Origin of the sequence: Janthinobacterium sp. GMG1 (assembly GCF_034427795.1) — a bacterium.
Lineage (GTDB): Bacteria > Pseudomonadota > Gammaproteobacteria > Burkholderiales > Burkholderiaceae_D > Janthinobacterium.
The window spans coordinates 1,029,782-1,045,778 of record NZ_JAXQNT010000001.1 but is presented as its reverse complement, the minus strand read 5'-3'; the positions used below and the strand labels follow the sequence as shown (position 1 = coordinate 1,045,778).

Below are 15,997 nucleotides of genomic sequence, written 5' to 3'. Positions count from 1 at the left end.
CGGTAAATCCCCCTCTCAAGTCCTGATTGATTCTGCCGATAACAGCTTATATTAGCGTTTTCCTAGGAGTATTCAGTGGCCATCACACCTACACTTTCATCCATCGGCATCGGCGCCGGCGCCAGCGGCCTGGATGTGAATGCCATCATCGACAAGCTGATGACGGCCGAAGCCGCACCGCTGGGTACTTTTGACAAGAAAACGGCCTCCTACCAGGCCAAGCTCAGTGCGATGGGCACGCTCAGTGGCGCCGTCAGCACCTTCCAGAATTCGCTGTCGGCCCTGTCGAATACCAATAACTTCCGCGCCGTCAGCGCCACGCCCGCCGATCCCCTGGTGCTGTCCGCCAGTGCCGGCGCCAAGGCCGTGGCCGGCAACTACAACATCAACGTCACGCAACTGGCCCAGTCGCAGACACTGATGTCGGGCGGCATGGCCAACAAGCTGTCGACCATCGGACTGGGCAGCAAGACAACGATTTCCTTCCAGTTGGGCGCGCTCACCGGCGGCACCTTCGGTTTGAACGGCACCGCCCTGGGCGCCACCACGGCGCAGACCGGCATCAGCAACGGCTCGCTGATACTCAACGGCACCGCCATCCCCACCGATGCCAGCACCAAGAGCGCGCGCGCCCTGGCCGACGCCATCAACGCCAAGAGCAGCACCACGGGCGTGACCGCCACAGCCCAGCCGACGTCGAGCAGCGCGACCATGTTCGCCGGCTTCGGCAGCGTCGAAACGGGCGCGGACGGCACCTATTCGCTGTCGGTGGGCGGCATCGAGATCGTTACGCAGGGCAACGGCGTGGCCGCCAACGGCGGCATCACGGCCGCCTCGCTCGACACGACGCTCGAAGGTCCGAATGCCGTCTCGAATGCGCTGGCCGCGGCCAACATCACCGTCACCGGCAAGGCCGCCGACGGCACCCTGAAATTTACGCGCGCCGACGGTTCCAACCTGAACATCGAAGAAGTGGTGACGGGCTCGGTCAAGGGCGGCATCGGCCACGCCTCGAACTCGGTCAATGACGGCTCGAACGTGACGCTGACCAGCACCATCAACTTGGCCTCGAGCAATGCCAGCCCGATCACCATCGCTGGCAGCAATCCGGCCGCCGCCGGACTGACGGCAGGCTCGGGTGGCGCCTACATGAACACCAACTTTACCCAGGACGGCACGCAGGCGACGGGCACGGTGGTGATCGACGCCACCAACAACACCTTGCAAGGCATCCGCGACGCCATCAATAACGCAGGCCTGGGCGTGACCGCCAGCATCGTTTCGGACGGCACGGACAAGCCGTTCCATCTGGTCTTGAGCTCGTCGAAGACGGGCGCCAACTCGTCCATGAAGATCTCGCTCAGCGGCAGCGACGGCCTGCCCCCGGACAGCGCCCTGAATGACTTGCTGTCCTACGATGCGAGCGGCACGCAAAACCTGAAACAGAACAGCGCCGCGCAAAACACCAACTTCAGCGTCAACGGCATCGCCATCACCAGCGCGTCCAACAGTGTCGATACGGCCATCGAAGGCGTGACCCTCGGCATTGCCAAGGTCGGCAGCACCAGCTTGTCGGTGCAGAAAGATACCTCCACCGTCAAGACCAGCATCAATACCTTCGTCAAGGCCTATAACGACCTGAATACGGCGATGGCCAAGATGACGGCCTATGATCCGGAAACCAAGAAGGGCGGCGTCCTGCTGGGGGACTCCACCGCGCAATCGATCCAGAGCCAATTGCGCAAGCAATTGGGCGCGCCCATTACCGGCTTGAACAGCAGTTTGAGCACCCTGAGCCAGGTCGGCATTTCCTTTCAGAAAGATGGCAGCCTGACCCTGGATTCCAGCAAGCTCGACAAGGCCATCAGCGCCAACTTCACCGACATCGCCGGCCTGTTTTCCGCGCTCGGCAAGGCCACCGACAGCAACGTCGCCTTTACCAGCTCGACCGCAGCAACCAAGCCGGGTAGCTATGAATTGACGATCACCACGATGGCCAGCCAAGGCTCGATCACCTCGGCCGCCGTAGTGCCGGCCACCACCACGATAGGCAGCGACACCACGTGGAGCATCACGCTGAACGATACCGAGCCCAGCGCTGCCAAGAATACGGCCCAGGTCGTCATTCCTGCCGGGACGTACACCCCGGCCCAGATGGCATCCATCATCCAGTCATCGATCAACGGCGTGAAGTCGTTTTCCGACAACGGCGCCACCGTGTCGGCTTCCGTCGATGGTGCGGGCAAACTGGTACTGGCGTCGAGCCGCTATGGTTCCGTCTCGAATATCGCCATCAGCAGCGGCACCGGCACGGCGCCAACCGACCTGTTCGGCGCATCCGCGCCCGTCAAGGGCGCGGACGTGGCTGGCACCCTGGGCGGACAACCGGTGATCGGCTCGGGCCAGACCCTGACGGGCGCCGCCGGTTCGCCGGCCGATGGCCTGAAGATTGAAGTCACGGGCGGCACCACCGGCTCGCGCGGCACCGTCAGCTTCTCGCAAGGCTATGCCTACCAGTTGAATAACCTGGCCACTTCCTTCCTCGGCACGGACGGCATGATCACCAACCGCTCCAAGGGCCTCAACGAAACCATCAAGAGCATCGCGACGCAGCGCGACAAGTTCAGTGACAAACTGAACGACATCGAAGCGCGCTACCGCGCCCAGTATTCGCGCCTGGACGTGTCCCTGAATAAATTGCAGGGCATGCAAAGCTATTTGACCCAGCAGTTGGCCGCCATCGCCGCCAACCGTTAAGCCCAATCATCAGGAGAATTAAATGTTTGGAACCCAACAACGCGGCGTCAACGCCTATGCCAAGGTCGGTCTGGAAACGGGCATCGTTTCGGCCTCGCCGCACAAGCTGATCGTGATGCTGTACGACGGCGCCCTGGTGGCCGTGCTCAGCGCGCAGATGCACATGAAATCGGGCAATGTGCCGGAAAAAGGCAAGTCCATCTCGAAAGCCATCCAGATCATCGACAATGGCTTGCGCGCCAGCCTGGACAAGGAAGCGGGAGGCCAGATCGCCGAAGGCCTCGACGCCCTGTATGAATACATGAGTGCACGCCTGCTGACGGCCAACCTGCACAACGATATTACCCTGCTGGAAGAGGTACAGCGCCTGCTCACCGACTTGCGCGAAACCTGGAACGCCATAGGCGCCACCCCCGCCGCCATGCCTGGCGCCGATCTGAAACGTATGCCCAGCCTTGCGAGCGCCTGACCCATGATGACGAATCAAGAAGTCCTGACCACTTACGAAGCCATGCAGACCCTGACGGGCCAGATGGTCACCGCCGCCACCAACGCCGACTGGGATGCGCTGGAAGCGCTGGAACAGCGCATCAGCACGCATGTGGCCGCGCTGAAGGCGAATGAAGAAAAAGTCGTGCTGGAAAGCGCTGGCCGCCAGCGCAAGGTCGCCCTGATCAAGCAGATCCTGGAAGACGACCGCAAGATCCGCGACCTGACCATGCCGTGGATGGCGCAATTGTCCAAGCTGATCAGCAGCACCGGCACGGAGCGGCGCCTGGCCAACGCCTACGGCGCGTAAGCGCCCACGGGGCAAGGTCAGCTATCATGTTGCCGAAGATGGATGCGATCGGCATGACGCCCCTGACCCCGGTCAAGGCCACGCGAACGGCCGACGCCGTCGCCGACCCGCGCCAGGCCGAGTTCCAGCGCTCGCTGCAAGGCCTGATCGGCAAATCCATGCAGGGACAGGTGCTGGCCCGCATGGGCGACGGCAGCTTCCTCGTGCGCGTGGCCGGTACGCCGGCCCGCATGCAACTGCCCGCCGGCGCCCAGCTGGGCACGGAAATCCCGCTGACCTTGATCGGCATCAATCCCCGCCCCTCTTTTCAAATCGGCAATAGCCGCGACCAGCCTGCCAGCGCCCTGCTGACGTATGCGGACGCGGAAGCCGAGCCCGACGCTGCCGAAGCGCGCGGCCCCCAGGCCGGCGCCGCCCAGGCGGGCACGCGCGCCAGCAGCACGGCCGCCACCCTGCTCAGCCGCGCGCCCCTCACGCCCGCCAATCTGCTGCCCGCCCTGGCAGGCGACACGCCCGCACCCGAACTGAGCACCACCGCGCGCGCCATCAGCAGCGTGCTCAGCCAGGCGGAAAGCGTGCCCGGCGCGCCCCTGTCCCTGGTCGGCAAGACGCCGCTGATGGCCACGCCGGGCGCCGCCCCGGCCCAGGTGGCCCAGAATTTGCGCGATGCCGTCGGCAGCAGCGGCCTGTTCTATGAATCGCATGTGGCCGAATGGGCCGAAGGCAAGCGGCCGCTCGCGTCGCTGCTGCTGGAGCCGCAAATGCAGAAGGCGGCACAGGGCGACATGGCCAGGACGGGGACCGACCTGGCCTCAGCGCAACTGATCAATTTACAGCTGCATACGCACGAACAGGCGCGCGTGCAGTGGCAGGGAGAAGCGTGGCCCGGCCAGAAGATGCAGTGGGATATCAGCCGCGATGCGCCGGAAGGACAGCAGCACGATGGCCGCGATGGCGACGAGGAAGCGACGGCCTGGCGCAGCAATGTGCGCTTCCAGTTTCCCCTGCTGGGCGACCTGGCCGCGCACGTAGTCTTGCAGGGCGGCCGCGTGGCCATCCAGTTGCAAGCGGGCAGCGAAGGCAGCGCCGGCACCTTGCGCCAGCATGCGGCGGCGCTGGAAGCGTCGCTCGATGCGGCCGGCTGGCCCTTGTCGTCGTTGACGATCGCCGGCAAGCCCGAGGCAGCCGAGCCAGCGGAAGCGGATGATGCTTGACGACACCAAGCGCAAGGTGCCGCAGACGGCCGTCGCCCTGGCTTACCAGAGCGGCACGCCGGCGCCCAAGGTGGTGGCCAAGGGCAGCGGCCTGATCGCGGACCAGATCATCAGCACGGCGCGCGAACACGGCGTCTTCGTGCACGAATCGAAGGAATTGGTGGCGCTGTTGATGGATGTCGACCTGGACCGTCAGATTCCGCCCGGCCTGTATCGGGCGATTGCGGAACTGCTGGCCTGGTTATATCATATTGAATCTGCGAATGGCGGGCCGATCCCGCCGCCGCCCGACACCAGCGTCAACCTCACCGATACATAGACAGGCATCAATGCAAGCACATATTATGGATTCCGGCCTCGAAAACTGGCATGATTTTGAAGTGGAATCGCGGCGGGAAATCATCGCCTTGCTGCGCAGCATCAGTGAAAAGAACCAGCTGATCCGCATGTTGATCCACGGTGAATCCGATGTGTGCGTCACTTCCATCCTGGAAGTCGATGCCGAGCACGATACCGTCATCCTCGACCGTTCCGTGAACGCCGACCAGAACCGGCGCATGCTGGCCGCCAAGGGCATTTCGTTTGAAACCTCGCTCGACAAGATCCGCATCCTGTTTGCCAGCGCCCTGGTGGAAGAGTGCCATTTCGGCGGCACGCCCGCCTTGAAAATTGCCATTCCAGAAACACTGATCCGCCTGCAGCGGCGCGAGTATTACCGCATGACGACGCCCGTGAGCAATCCCGTGCGCGTGGCGATCCCCCTGCCGCCCTCACTGGGTGGCGCCGACACCCTGTTCCCGCTGGCCGACATCAGCTGCGGCGGCATCGCCATCCTCGACAATAAACTGATGCTGGGCGAGACCATCGGCAGGGATTATCCCGGCTGCCGCATCGACTTGCCCGACGTCGGCATCGTCACCGCGACTTTGCAAATTCGCAATTCGCTGGACATGACCTTGCTGAACAACAAGCTGAACCGCCGCCTCGGCTGCCAGTTCGTCGACCTGCCGCGCAGCATGCTGGCGCACGTGCAGCGCTATATCACGCGTCTCGAACGCGAGCGGAATGCCAGGATGGCTGGGTTGGGCTAAGCGTCAGTTAACCCAAAACGCAAGGGCTGGGGGTCGGACCCTCAGGGTCCGACCCCAGTCTTCGTTTTGGGTTCTCAATATTTAAACCTGCATATTCATGATCTCGTGATACGCCGATACGAGCTTGTTTCTCACCTGCACCGTCGCCTGGAATTCGATGCTCGACTTTTGCATCGACACCATCACGTCCGACAGGCTGACCTTTTCGTCGCCCATGGTAAAGCGCTGGCCCAGGGCCGACGAGGCCTTTTGCGCGCCGCTCACGGAGTCGAGCGCGCTCTTGAAGGCATCGGCAAAATTCACCTTCGCCGCTGGCAGCTCGGTCTGGATCGCCGGTATTTTCGCCTCCGGCCGCGTGGCCGCCGACTTCAGTTGCGCGATCATCGCCTCGATCCTGCTGCTATCGATACCGCCTGTTTTCACTTTGCCTCCCGATTCTGGTCTGCTTCATATCTGTTCCATGCCTGTTGCACCCAGAGAACAAAACTCTGGCTTGCAAGGCAACGACGGGTACAATAACTTCCGTCACATGTTGCCAGGGTTCCACAATACCAGCGCCAACGCCAGCCGCTCGGCCGAGCAGGCGGCAAAAGCGCCTTCTATTTGGACGATTGAAGCGCGTGACAGTGGCGGATAATTCTGCATATCGCCCCTCCTCCCGAGGAAGCGACCCCCGCTCATTACCAAACATACGCGCCCTGGAAGGCAATCATGGCTGTAGCCGAAGAAATCGATGTGAACCGCATACCCCCGGAACCGGCGCCTGCCCGCTCGCCCGTGGAGTCCGTGCAAGCCTTCGCCAAGACGCCGATGGGCAAGAATTTCCTGCGCGGCCTGGGCGTGGCGGCACTGGTCGCCATCGGCGTGGCCCTGTACATGTGGAACCAGCCGCCCGAATACAAAGTCCTGTTCTCGAACTACACGGACCGCGACGGCGGCGCCATCACCGCGTCGCTGGACCAGCTGGGCATCAAGCACAAGTTTTCCGAAGGCGGCGGCGCCATTCTCGTACCGTCCGAGCAAGTCCACGACGCGCGCCTGAAACTGGCCGCGCAAGGCTTGCCGAAGGGCGGCAACGTGGGCTTCGAGCTGATGGAAAACCAGAAGCTGGGCGTGTCGCAATTCCTGGAACAGGTCAATTTCCAGCGCGCGCTGGAAGGCGAACTGGCCAAATCGATCGAATCGGTGTCCGCCGTCGACACGGCGCGCGTCCACCTGGCGCTGCCCAAACCATCCGTCTTCGTGCGGGAACAGCAAAAACCGACGGCGTCCGTGCTGCTGAACCTGCATCCGGGCCGTGGCCTCGATCAGTTGCAGGTGAGCGCCATCGTGCACCTGGTGGCTTCCAGCGTGCCGGAGTTGCTGCCGATCAATGTCACCGTGGTCGACCAGGCCGGCACCCTGCTGTCGAACCAGGAAAAGGACAAGGACCGCGCCAACGGCATCAAGAGCCTGGACCCGAACCAGCTGAAGTACGTGCAGCAATTGCAGCAAAGCGTGATCAAGCAGGTCGAATCGATCCTGCTGCCCATCGTCGGCGAAGGCAATGTACGCGCCGAAGCGACGGCCGATGTTGATTTTTCGCAAAGCGAGCAGGCCGCCGAAACCTACAAGCCGAATTCGCCGCCGGAAGCGTCCACCATCCGCAGCCAGCAAACGAGCGAATCGACGGGCGCCGGCAATGCCAACCCGTCCGGCGTGCCGGGCGCGCTGTCGAACCAGCCGCCAGGCGTGGCGACGGCCCCGTTGACGGCCGAAGCGCCTGGCGCACCGGGCGGCGCGCCGACGGCACCGACACAGAAGGAATCGACGACGAATTATGAAGTCGACAAGACCGTGCGCTACGAGCAGAAATCCATGGGTGGCTTGCGCCGCCTGTCGGTGGCCGTCGTCGTCAATTACCGCCGCAGCTTCGACAAGGATGGCAAGGTCACGGTCAAGCCAATTTCGCCTGCCGAAATGGTCCAGATCAATAATCTGGTCAAGGAAGCGATGGGCTACAACAAGGAACGCGGCGACAGCTTCAGCGTGGCCAACTCGCCCTTCGACGGCATCGACCGCGCGCCGGAAGGCAAGCTGGAGTGGTGGCGCGACCCGGCCAACTTGCCGCTGGCGAAGGAACTGGCGAAATTCCTCATCACGGCCCTGATCCTGCTGTATATCTTCATCAAGATCGTGCGTCCGATGCTGCGCCCCGTGATGCGCAAGATCGACGATTTCGGCGCCCCGCCGCCCGTCATCGAGCCGGAATTGAGCAAGGACGGCGAAGAAAACGAAGTCCTGCTGAGCGAAGCGGAGCTGGAAGAACTGGAAGAAGATACGGCCCGCGGTTATCGCGAAAACCTGGCGATGGCCAGGAAACTGGCGCAGGAAGACCCGCGCGTCGTGGCCAACGTAATCAAAGCATGGATAGGCAATAATGACTGAGACAACGGGACTGCAAAAAGCATCGATCCTGATGCTGGCACTGGGCGAGAGCGAAGCGGCCGAGGTCATGAAATTCCTCGGGCCGCGCGAAGTGCTGAAACTGGGCGCCGCCATGGCCACCATGAAGGGCATCGCGCACGAGCAGGTGGTCGAGGTGCTCGGCGACTTCCGCGCGCAGACGGAACTCAACTCCACCGTCGGCCTGGATTCGGACGAATACATCCGCCAAGTGCTCACCAAGGCGCTGGGCGACGACAAGGCGTCCGTGCTGCTGTCGCGCATCCTGGGCGGCAAAGATGCGTCCGGCATCGAATCGCTGAAGTGGATGGATTCGCAATCCGTGTCCGAGCTGATCCGCAACGAGCACCCGCAGATCATCGCCACCATCCTCGTCCATCTGGAACGCGACCAGGCGTGCGAAATCCTCGGCCACTTCACGGACCGCCTGCGCAACGACGTCGTCTTGCGCATCGCCACCCTGGACGGCGTGCAGCCAGCCGCCTTGCGCGAACTCAACGACGTGCTGACGAAACTGCTGTCCGGTAACGAAAATATCAAGAAATCGTCGCTGGGCGGCGTGCGCGCGGCGGCCGAGATCCTGAACTTCATGAGCGGCGAGCAGGAAGGCTCCGTCATGGACAATATCAAGAACTACGACAATGACATGGCGCAAAAGATCATGGACGAAATGTTCGTGTTCGACAACGTGATCGATATCGACGACCGCGGCATCCAGTTGCTGCTGCGCGAAGTGCAGTCGGAAATGCTGATCATCGCCCTGAAAGGCGCCTCGCAGGAGCTGCGCGACAAGATCTTCAAGAACATGTCGCAGCGCGCCGGCGAGATGATGCGCGAAGACCTCGAGTCGAAAGGCCCCGTGCGCCTGTCGGAAGTGGAATCGCAGCAGAAACAGATCCTGCAGATCGTGCGCCGCCTGGCGGACGAGGGGCAGATTGTCCTAGGCGGAAAAGGCGAGGATTCGTTTGTCTAACTTGATTCCCAAAGAGCAGCAAACCGCCTACCAGCGCTGGGAAATGACCTCGTTTGGCGACGAGCGTCCCAGCGTGGTGGCGGCGCGCAAGCTGCTCGAACCGGATCCCGAACCGGAATTCGATCCATTTGCCGAGCTGCACGAGGAAGAGCTGGCCCCGCCGCTCGAATACCCGACGCAGGAAGAACTCGACGCCATCCGCGAGGAAGCGCGCGCCACCGCCTTCGACGAAGGCCGCGCGGCCGGCTATGCGGAAGGCCACGCGGCCGGGCATGCCGATGGCCATGCGCAATCGTATGCAGAAGGCAAGGCGGCGTCCGCCGTGGAACTGGCGCACCTGCAAACCATCGCCGTCGACTTCGGCACGGCCGTGCAGCAGGCCGACGACCTGATCGCCAATGACGTGATGGAGCTGGCCCTGCAGCTGGCCAAGGGCATGCTCAAGACGGCCTTGCCCGTGCGCCCCGAACTGATGCTGCCGATGGTGCGCGAAGCCATCGAATACTTACCCGTGCTGCAACAACCAGCCTTGCTGATGCTCAACCCGGAAGACGCGCAAGTGGTGCGCGACGGCATCGGTGATGAGCTCGACAAGGGTGGCTGGCGTGTCATCGAAGACCCCAGCGTGGAACGCGGCGGTTGCAAGATCGACACGGCCAGCAACCAGATCGACGCGCAGACATCCACCCGCTGGCACCGCCTGACGCACGCGCTGGGCAAAGACCTGGACTGGCTGGCGCCGTGAGCGAGCCCGTCAAAGGCCCGACTGCCCATGCGGCGCGCTGGCGCGCCTACCTGAACGACTGTTCGGCCGTGGTCGGCTTTGTCGAACCGATGCAGATTTCAGGCCGCGTCACGCGCGTGGCCGGTCTGGTGATGGAAGCCGTGGGCTTGCGCCTGGCCGTCGGCGCCGCCTGCACCGTGCCGCTGCCGAATGGCGGCCGGGTCGAGGCGGAAGTGGTCGGTTTTGAGGGCGAACGCCTGTTCTTGATGCCGCAAAGCGATGTCGAGGGCATCGTGCCCGGCACGCGAGTGTTTTCCGTCGAACCGGCCATTCCCCGCCCCGGCAGCGTGGCGCACCCGCGCCGCCGCCCCAGCGACCGCGCGCGCCACCTGCCCGTGGGTCCGCAACTGCTGGGCCGCGTGCTCGACGGTGCGGGCCGCCCGCTCGACCAGCTCGGTCCGTTGCACACGACCGATAGCGCCCCCATCAATGTACGCCCCGCCAATCCGCTGGGCCGCGCCCCCATCGTCGACACGCTCGACGTGGGCGTGCGCTCGATCAACGCCATGCTGACCGTGGGCCGTGGCCAGCGCATGGGCCTGTTCGCCGGTTCCGGCGTCGGTAAAAGCGTGCTGCTGGGCATGATGGCCCGCTACACGGAAGCGGACGTGATCGTCGTCGGCCTGATCGGCGAACGGGGACGCGAAGTAAAAGAATTCATCGAACAAATCCTCGGCCCCGAAGGCCTGGCCCGTTCCGTTGTCGTGGCCGCGCCGGCCGACACGCCGCCGCTGATGCGCCTGCAGGGCGCAGCGTATGCGACGGCGATTGCCGAACACTTCCGCGACCAGGGGCAAAACGTGCTGCTGATCATGGATTCGCTGACCCGCTACGCCATGGCGCAGCGCGAAATCGCCCTGGCCATCGGCGAGCCACCGGCAACCAAGGGCTATCCGCCATCCGTCTTCGCCAAGCTGCCCGTGCTGGTGGAGCGGGCCGGCAATGGCGAGGAAGGCGGCGGCTCGATCACGGCTTTCTACACCGTGCTGACCGAGGGCGACGACCAGCAAGACCCGATCGCCGACTCGGCGCGCGCGATTCTTGACGGCCACATCGTGCTGAACCGGCGCCTGGCCGAAGCGGGTCATTATCCCGCCATCGACATCGAGCAATCGATTTCGCGCGCCGCCCACTCGATCACCACGCACGAACACCAGCAGCAGGCGCGCAAGCTGAAACAGCTGTATTCGCGTTATGAACGCAGCCGCGACCTGATCAGCGTGGGCGCCTACAGCGCCGGCACCGACCCCGTGCTGGACCAGGCCATCGCCCTGCATGAAAAGATCGAGGCGTTTTTGCAACAGCAAATCACGGAGCGGGTCAGCATGGACGAGAGCTTGGGGCAACTTACCGCTCTATTCGACTGATTAGGGCTTGCATAGCGGGAATATAATCAGCCATGGCTTCTCCTTCCCAACTTGCAACCCTGATCGACCTTGCCCAGCGCGAAACGGATGACTGCGCCAAGCGCCTGGGCGCGGCCCTGAAAGCGCTCGACGATTGCCGCCAGAAGCTCGACATGCTGTCCGGCTACCGCGACGACTACGCCAAACGCTTCGAGGCAAGCATGAGCAGCGGCATTACGCCCATGGCTTACCGCAACTTCCAGGCCTTCATGGTCAAGCTCGACAGTGCCATCCTGGGCCAGCAGCAAGTAGTCGAACATGCGCAAGCGCGCAGCGACAATGAAAAGATGCGCTGGCAACTGGCCGAACGCAAGCGCATGTCGTACACCACCCTGAACAACCGGGCGCAGGAACAGGCGCTGAAGCTGGAAAACAAGCGCGACCAGAAAGCAATGGATGAGCACGCGGCGCGACAAGCCTATTACAAACGCTAAGCAACACTGAGGCAGCATCATGCAAACCCAGCCAACACCGATTTCCCAGATTATCTCGCCCAACGCCACGCCGGGCGCCGCCAACCGCAGCCAGCCGTCCACCAGCGGCACGGCGGGCGACTTCCAGCGCACCCTGAACCGCCAGATCGAGCAGCGCCAGGTCAGCCGCAATATGGCGCAAGCGCAAATACAAACGCCGGCGCCGGCACCGGCAGCTCGTCCCGCCAGCCCCGCCGCCACGCAGGCACCCGCCCAGGCGCCAGCCAGCGAAGCGAAAGCGGCGCAAGCAGGCACCGAACAGGCGGCCAGCAGCGAACAGCCGCCCGCGCAATCGAGCGAGGCAGCGACACCAGACACCGCCGACAGCGCCCCGGCCGAGGCCAGCGTGCCTGCCGCCCCCGCCGCGACAGTCACGCCGCCAGCCGATCCGGCCGCCGAAATGCTGGCCCTCGTAGGCAGCATCCAGCTGGCCATCCAGCCACCGGCAGCCGCCGCCAAGGCCGCGCCGGAACTGCCGGCGCGCGCCAGCGTCAAGGCCGAGGGCAAGAATCCGGCAACAGGCCCCCTGCTGGCAGTGGGCCAGGGCAGCGGCAAGGCTGCCGCCACCGCCGCCGCGCAAGCCGACAGCGGCGACTTTGCCGACAGCCTGGGCCAGGCCCAGGGCAAGGCAGCCGCCACACCGGGCGCCAGCGTGCCGACCGGCAAGGCCGAACCGGGCAAGCTGGCCATCGACGCCCAGCTGGCAGCCACCGCCAAGGCGGGCGCCGCCGTGGCCGAACCGATCCTCAAGGAAACACCTGCCGACCTGAACCGCCTGGCGGCCCAGTTGCAGCCGGGCGCGCTGCAGCAGGCTGCGGCCGCCGTGGCCGTGCCGGCCGACAAGCTGACGGGCCGGGTCGGCACGCCGGCCTGGGACCAGCAGCTGGGACAGAAAGTCGTGTGGATGGCGGCTGGCGGCGACCAGAGCGCCACCCTGACCCTGAATCCGCCCGACCTGGGACCCGTGCAAGTGGTACTGACAGTCACCAATGACCAGGCCGATGCCGCCTTCATGTCGGCCCAGCCGGAAGTGCGCCAGGCGCTGGAAGCGGCCATGCCGCGCCTGCGCGAAATGATGAGCGAAGCGGGCATCGCCTTTGGCAGCGCCACCGTCTCGGCCGGCACGCCGGAACAGCAGGACCAGGGTAACCGGGAAGCATCTGGCGGACGCCGTGGCAATGGCCAGGGTGGCGGCGCATCGGGTGGCGAGATCGCCATCGCGCCGGCGACAGGCGGACGCAGCCGGCCCAGCCTGAGTGCCGTGGATACCTTTGCCTGAGGTCAATTCGTCGTCCGCAAGCCACTGGCGCGCCCCACGGCGTAACTTTTCGTCTAAAAACAGCGAGTTGAGGGCGCTTCCGCCCTCTTTTCACTGCATCCTTCTGCGCAGAATTTGCCGATAATGACATAATGGCGTCGTGATCCACTTCCATGCACTCGAGTACCATTGAAAGCAAATCCAAAAATGAAAGCAGATCCGAAAGCAGATGCAGGCCTGGCTCCCGCCGGCGCCTCGAAAAAGAAGCTTCTGATCATCGTGCTGGCCTCGGTGCTGGTGGCTGGCGGTATCGGTGGCGGTGCCGCCTGGTACTTCCTGCATGGCAAGGCCGATAAAGAAGAATCGGCACCGAGCAAGAAAAAACATGCCGCTTCCAAGGCAGGTCCGCCCGTCTTCGTGCCCATCGATGCCTTCACCGTCAATTTGCAGCCGGAAAATGGCGAGCAATACCTGCAAATCGCGTTTACCTTGCAGGCCAGCAGCCCGGAAGAAATGGACTTGATCAAGGTCAACATGCCGAAAGTGCGCAGCCGCTTGTTGCTGCTGCTGTCCGGCAAGAAGGCATCCGAACTCAATACCGTGGAAGGCAAGCAGCAACTGGCGGCCGAAATCATCAATCAGGTGAACCAGCCGTTCGAGGACAAAGGGCCGGAGCAAGACGTGACGGACGTATTATTTACCGCATTCATCATTCAATAAGCAGCCATGGCCGATAATTTCCTCTCCCAGGAAGAAGTCGATGCCCTACTCAAGGGCGTCAACGGAGACCAGGACGACGCGCAGGCGCCGGAAGATGTCACGGGAGTTCGTACCTACAACCTGGCAACCCAGGAGCGCATCGTGCGCGGCCGGATGCCGACGTTGGAAATTATCAACGAGCGTTTCGCCCGGCTGCTGCGCGTGGGCCTGTTCAACTTCCTGCGCCGCAGCGCCGAAGTGTCGGTGGGTTCCGTGCGCGTGTCGAAATACAGCGAGTTCATCCGTAATCTGGTGGTGCCGACCAATCTGAACCTGGTGCACATGAAGCCGTTGCGCGGCACGGCCCTGATGGTCTTCGATCCGGGCCTCGTGTTCCTGCTGGTCGACAACCTGTTCGGCGGCGACGGACGCTTCCATACGCGCGTCGAAGGGCGCGACTTTACGCAGACGGAGCAGCGCATCATCCTGCGCATCCTCGACATCGTCTTCGAAGCCTACACCAAGTCGTGGGAGCCGGTCTTCCCCGTCGAGTTCGAATATATCCGTTCAGAAATGAACACGCAGTTCGCCAACATCGCCACGCCGAACGAGGTGGTGGTGGCGTCCACGTTTACGGTGGAATTGGGCTCCGTTTCCGGACAAATCCACTTCTGCATGCCGTATTCGATGATCGAGCCGATCCGCGATTCGCTGACCTCGAGCCTGCAGGGCGAGGCGCTGGAAGTGGACAAGCGCTGGATCCGCCTGATGACGCAGCAGATCCAGATCGCCGAAGTCGAGCTGGTGGCCTCGCTGGGCACGGCGCGCGTGTCGTTTGATGAAATCCTGAACATGAAGGTGGGCGACATCATCCCGCTGAATATTCCCGAACTGATCGCTGCCACCGTCGACGGCGTGCCCGTGATGGATTGCACGTATGGCGTGTTGAACGGACAATATGCCTTAAAGGTTGAAAAGTTGTTGGCCAATGCCGATAACATGAATAACCACTAAATAAATACCCGGGCCGCGTTGCGGTCCGTATCTGTACAACAGGAGAAACACATGTCTGACAACCAAGACGACCAAAGCGCGGAAGACGATTGGGGCGCGGCCATTGCCGAGCAGGCCAAGGCGGAAGCCGAAGCGCTGCAGAACCAGGCCGCCAATACGGCCAGCGCGGCCAGCGCCGCCGTGTTCAAGGACTTTTCCAAGCAGGCATCGAAGTCGGAAACGCACAACGATATCGATTTCATCCTCGATATCCCGGTGCAGCTGACGGTCGAACTGGGCCGCACCAAGATCGCCATCAAGAACCTGCTGCAGCTGGCACAGGGTTCCGTGGTCGAGCTCGACGGCCTGGCCGGCGAACCGATGGACGTGCTGGTGAACGGCTGCCTGATCGCCCAGGGCGAAGTGGTGGTGGTGAATGACAAGTTCGGCATCCGCCTGACCGACATCATCACGCCTTCCGAACGCATCCGAAAATTGAATAAATGAAGCCTGGCCTGTTGATTTCCACCATGCTGCCGCTGATGGCGGCATGCAGCATTGCCCTGGCTGAAGCGCCAGCCGCGTCCGCACCAGCGGCGGCCAGCACCGCCAGCGCTTCCGTCGCGCTGGCAAGCGAGACACCGCCTGCCGCAGCGGCGCCAGCAGCCTCACCTGCCACTACAGCTGCTGCCTCGCCTGCCGCCGCCCTGCCCGCCATGCCGCCCGGCGCACCGATGACGATGGCGCCGACCAGCTCGGCCGGCAGCCTGCTGCAAACTATCTTCGCGCTCGTGTTCGTGCTGGCCCTCTTGATCGGCCTGGCCTGGTTCATGAAACGCTATGGCCCCAAGGTCATGGGCGGCAACAACAAGATGCGCGTCGTCAGCTCGCTCAACCTGGGAGGACGCGAACGCATCGTCCTCGTCGAAGTGGCCGACCAGTGGATCGTCGTCGGCGCCTCGCCCGGCCGTATCAACGCGCTGGCCACCATGCCGCGCCAGGAAGGCGATCTGCCGCAACTGGCCACGGCGCAAAACGGCCCCGCGGCCGCCAATTTTTCCGAGTGGCTGAAACAGACCATCGAAAAACGCAATGGGAAATAAGC

The 15,997-nt window shown here is 63.4% G+C and carries 17 protein-coding genes; 16 read left to right on the top strand and 1 reads right to left on the bottom strand.

Features of this window, described 5'->3' with window-relative positions; genetic code table 11:
- The first annotated feature begins 75 nt into the window (after window positions 1-75).
- From fliD to SJI03_RS04745, 6 genes are read left to right on the top strand one after another with little or no spacing between them, the layout of a single operon-like run.
- Window positions 76-2,757, top strand: a complete 2,682-nt coding sequence (gene fliD, locus SJI03_RS04770; protein ID WP_322426405.1) for a flagellar filament capping protein FliD — start codon at window positions 76-78, stop codon at window positions 2,755-2,757.
- 22 nt (window positions 2,758-2,779) lie between these two features.
- Window positions 2,780-3,226, top strand: a complete 447-nt coding sequence (gene fliS, locus SJI03_RS04765) for a flagellar export chaperone FliS (protein WP_077407797.1) — start codon at window positions 2,780-2,782, stop codon at window positions 3,224-3,226.
- 3 nt (window positions 3,227-3,229) lie between these two features.
- The gene (locus SJI03_RS04760; protein WP_099377935.1) at window positions 3,230-3,556 is read left to right on the top strand and encodes a flagellar protein FliT; all 327 of its coding nucleotides are present in this window, start codon (window positions 3,230-3,232) and stop codon (window positions 3,554-3,556) included.
- A gap of 26 nt (window positions 3,557-3,582) precedes the next feature.
- On the top strand, window positions 3,583-4,770 hold the full coding sequence (locus tag SJI03_RS04755; protein WP_322426404.1) for a flagellar hook-length control protein FliK: 1,188 nt from the start codon (window positions 3,583-3,585) through the stop codon (window positions 4,768-4,770).
- Window positions 4,763-5,089, top strand: coding sequence for an EscU/YscU/HrcU family type III secretion system export apparatus switch protein (locus tag SJI03_RS04750; protein WP_035821344.1), 327 nt, complete (start codon window positions 4,763-4,765; stop codon window positions 5,087-5,089). The genes SJI03_RS04755 and SJI03_RS04750 overlap by 8 nt, the downstream gene beginning before the upstream one ends.
- Before the next feature lie 25 nt (window positions 5,090-5,114).
- Window positions 5,115-5,861 (top strand): flagellar brake protein, encoded by a 747-nt coding sequence (locus tag SJI03_RS04745; RefSeq protein WP_099377937.1) that lies wholly within the window; start codon window positions 5,115-5,117, stop codon window positions 5,859-5,861.
- Between the two features lie 81 nt (window positions 5,862-5,942).
- On the opposite strand, the gene fliE is transcribed toward SJI03_RS04745, so the two are convergent.
- A complete protein-coding gene (gene fliE / locus SJI03_RS04740) occupies window positions 5,943-6,245 on the bottom strand; it encodes a flagellar hook-basal body complex protein FliE (protein WP_217916886.1) in 303 nt (100 codons plus the stop codon).
- Between the two features lie 327 nt (window positions 6,246-6,572).
- On the opposite strand from fliE, the gene fliF reads away from it, so the two are divergent.
- The 10 genes from fliF (at window position 6,573) to fliO (ending at window position 15,995) form a co-directional block, all read left to right on the top strand.
- Window positions 6,573-8,288, top strand: coding sequence for a flagellar basal-body MS-ring/collar protein FliF (fliF, locus tag SJI03_RS04735; RefSeq protein ID WP_099377938.1), 1,716 nt, complete (start codon window positions 6,573-6,575; stop codon window positions 8,286-8,288).
- Window positions 8,281-9,279 (top strand): flagellar motor switch protein FliG, encoded by a 999-nt coding sequence (gene fliG, locus SJI03_RS04730; protein WP_034754023.1) that lies wholly within the window; start codon window positions 8,281-8,283, stop codon window positions 9,277-9,279. Before fliF ends, fliG begins: the two co-directional genes overlap by 8 nt.
- 43 nt (window positions 9,280-9,322) lie before the next feature.
- The gene (locus SJI03_RS04725) at window positions 9,323-10,024 is read left to right on the top strand and encodes a flagellar assembly protein FliH (RefSeq protein ID WP_416208726.1); all 702 of its coding nucleotides are present in this window, start codon (window positions 9,323-9,325) and stop codon (window positions 10,022-10,024) included.
- 89 nt (window positions 10,025-10,113) lie between these two features.
- The gene (gene fliI, locus SJI03_RS04720; protein WP_233516143.1) at window positions 10,114-11,430 is read left to right on the top strand and encodes a flagellar protein export ATPase FliI; all 1,317 of its coding nucleotides are present in this window, start codon (window positions 10,114-10,116) and stop codon (window positions 11,428-11,430) included.
- A 32-nt stretch (window positions 11,431-11,462) separates the two neighbouring features.
- Complete coding sequence (gene fliJ / locus SJI03_RS04715) at window positions 11,463-11,903, top strand: flagellar export protein FliJ (RefSeq protein WP_035821358.1); 441 nt, start codon at window positions 11,463-11,465, stop codon at window positions 11,901-11,903.
- A 19-nt stretch (window positions 11,904-11,922) separates the two neighbouring features.
- Window positions 11,923-13,221, top strand: coding sequence for a flagellar hook-length control protein FliK (locus SJI03_RS04710; RefSeq protein WP_322426402.1), 1,299 nt, complete (start codon window positions 11,923-11,925; stop codon window positions 13,219-13,221).
- Window positions 13,222-13,407: 186 nt separating this feature from the next.
- Window positions 13,408-13,920, top strand: coding sequence for a flagellar basal body-associated protein FliL (fliL, locus tag SJI03_RS04705; protein WP_101482395.1), 513 nt, complete (start codon window positions 13,408-13,410; stop codon window positions 13,918-13,920).
- Between the two features lie 6 nt (window positions 13,921-13,926).
- Entirely contained in the window at window positions 13,927-14,913 is a 987-nt protein-coding gene (fliM, locus tag SJI03_RS04700) for a flagellar motor switch protein FliM (protein WP_034754035.1), read from the top strand.
- Window positions 14,914-14,964: 51 nt separating this feature from the next.
- A complete protein-coding gene (gene fliN, locus SJI03_RS04695; protein WP_034754038.1) occupies window positions 14,965-15,399 on the top strand; it encodes a flagellar motor switch protein FliN in 435 nt (144 codons plus the stop codon).
- Window positions 15,396-15,995, top strand: a complete 600-nt coding sequence (gene fliO, locus SJI03_RS04690) for a flagellar biosynthetic protein FliO (protein WP_322426401.1) — start codon at window positions 15,396-15,398, stop codon at window positions 15,993-15,995. Before fliN ends, fliO begins: the two co-directional genes overlap by 4 nt.
- Window positions 15,996-15,997 lie beyond the last annotated feature (2 nt).

What these genes read in the sequence shown, in the direction of transcription:
- fliS (WP_077407797.1), top strand. Translation starts at nt 2,780, where the DNA reads ATGTTTGGAACCCAACAACGCGGCGTCAACGCCTATGCCAAGGTCGGT.
- SJI03_RS04760 (WP_099377935.1), top strand. Translation starts at nt 3,230, where the DNA reads ATGATGACGAATCAAGAAGTCCTGACCACTTACGAAGCCATGCAGACC.
- SJI03_RS04755 (WP_322426404.1), top strand. Translation starts at nt 3,583, where the DNA reads ATGTTGCCGAAGATGGATGCGATCGGCATGACGCCCCTGACCCCGGTC.
- SJI03_RS04750 (WP_035821344.1), top strand. Translation starts at nt 4,763, where the DNA reads ATGCTTGACGACACCAAGCGCAAGGTGCCGCAGACGGCCGTCGCCCTG.
- SJI03_RS04745 (WP_099377937.1), top strand. Translation starts at nt 5,115, where the DNA reads ATGGATTCCGGCCTCGAAAACTGGCATGATTTTGAAGTGGAATCGCGG.
- fliE (WP_217916886.1), bottom strand. Translation starts at nt 6,245, where the DNA reads ATGATCGCGCAACTGAAGTCGGCGGCCACGCGGCCGGAGGCGAAAATA.
- fliF (WP_099377938.1), top strand. Translation starts at nt 6,573, where the DNA reads ATGGCTGTAGCCGAAGAAATCGATGTGAACCGCATACCCCCGGAACCG.
- fliG (WP_034754023.1), top strand. Translation starts at nt 8,281, where the DNA reads ATGACTGAGACAACGGGACTGCAAAAAGCATCGATCCTGATGCTGGCA.
- SJI03_RS04725 (WP_416208726.1), top strand. Translation starts at nt 9,323, where the DNA reads ATGACCTCGTTTGGCGACGAGCGTCCCAGCGTGGTGGCGGCGCGCAAG.
- fliI (WP_233516143.1), top strand. Translation starts at nt 10,114, where the DNA reads ATGCAGATTTCAGGCCGCGTCACGCGCGTGGCCGGTCTGGTGATGGAA.
- fliJ (WP_035821358.1), top strand. Translation starts at nt 11,463, where the DNA reads ATGGCTTCTCCTTCCCAACTTGCAACCCTGATCGACCTTGCCCAGCGC.
- SJI03_RS04710 (WP_322426402.1), top strand. Translation starts at nt 11,923, where the DNA reads ATGCAAACCCAGCCAACACCGATTTCCCAGATTATCTCGCCCAACGCC.
- fliL (WP_101482395.1), top strand. Translation starts at nt 13,408, where the DNA reads ATGAAAGCAGATCCGAAAGCAGATGCAGGCCTGGCTCCCGCCGGCGCC.
- fliM (WP_034754035.1), top strand. Translation starts at nt 13,927, where the DNA reads ATGGCCGATAATTTCCTCTCCCAGGAAGAAGTCGATGCCCTACTCAAG.
- fliN (WP_034754038.1), top strand. Translation starts at nt 14,965, where the DNA reads ATGTCTGACAACCAAGACGACCAAAGCGCGGAAGACGATTGGGGCGCG.
- fliO (WP_322426401.1), top strand. Translation starts at nt 15,396, where the DNA reads ATGAAGCCTGGCCTGTTGATTTCCACCATGCTGCCGCTGATGGCGGCA.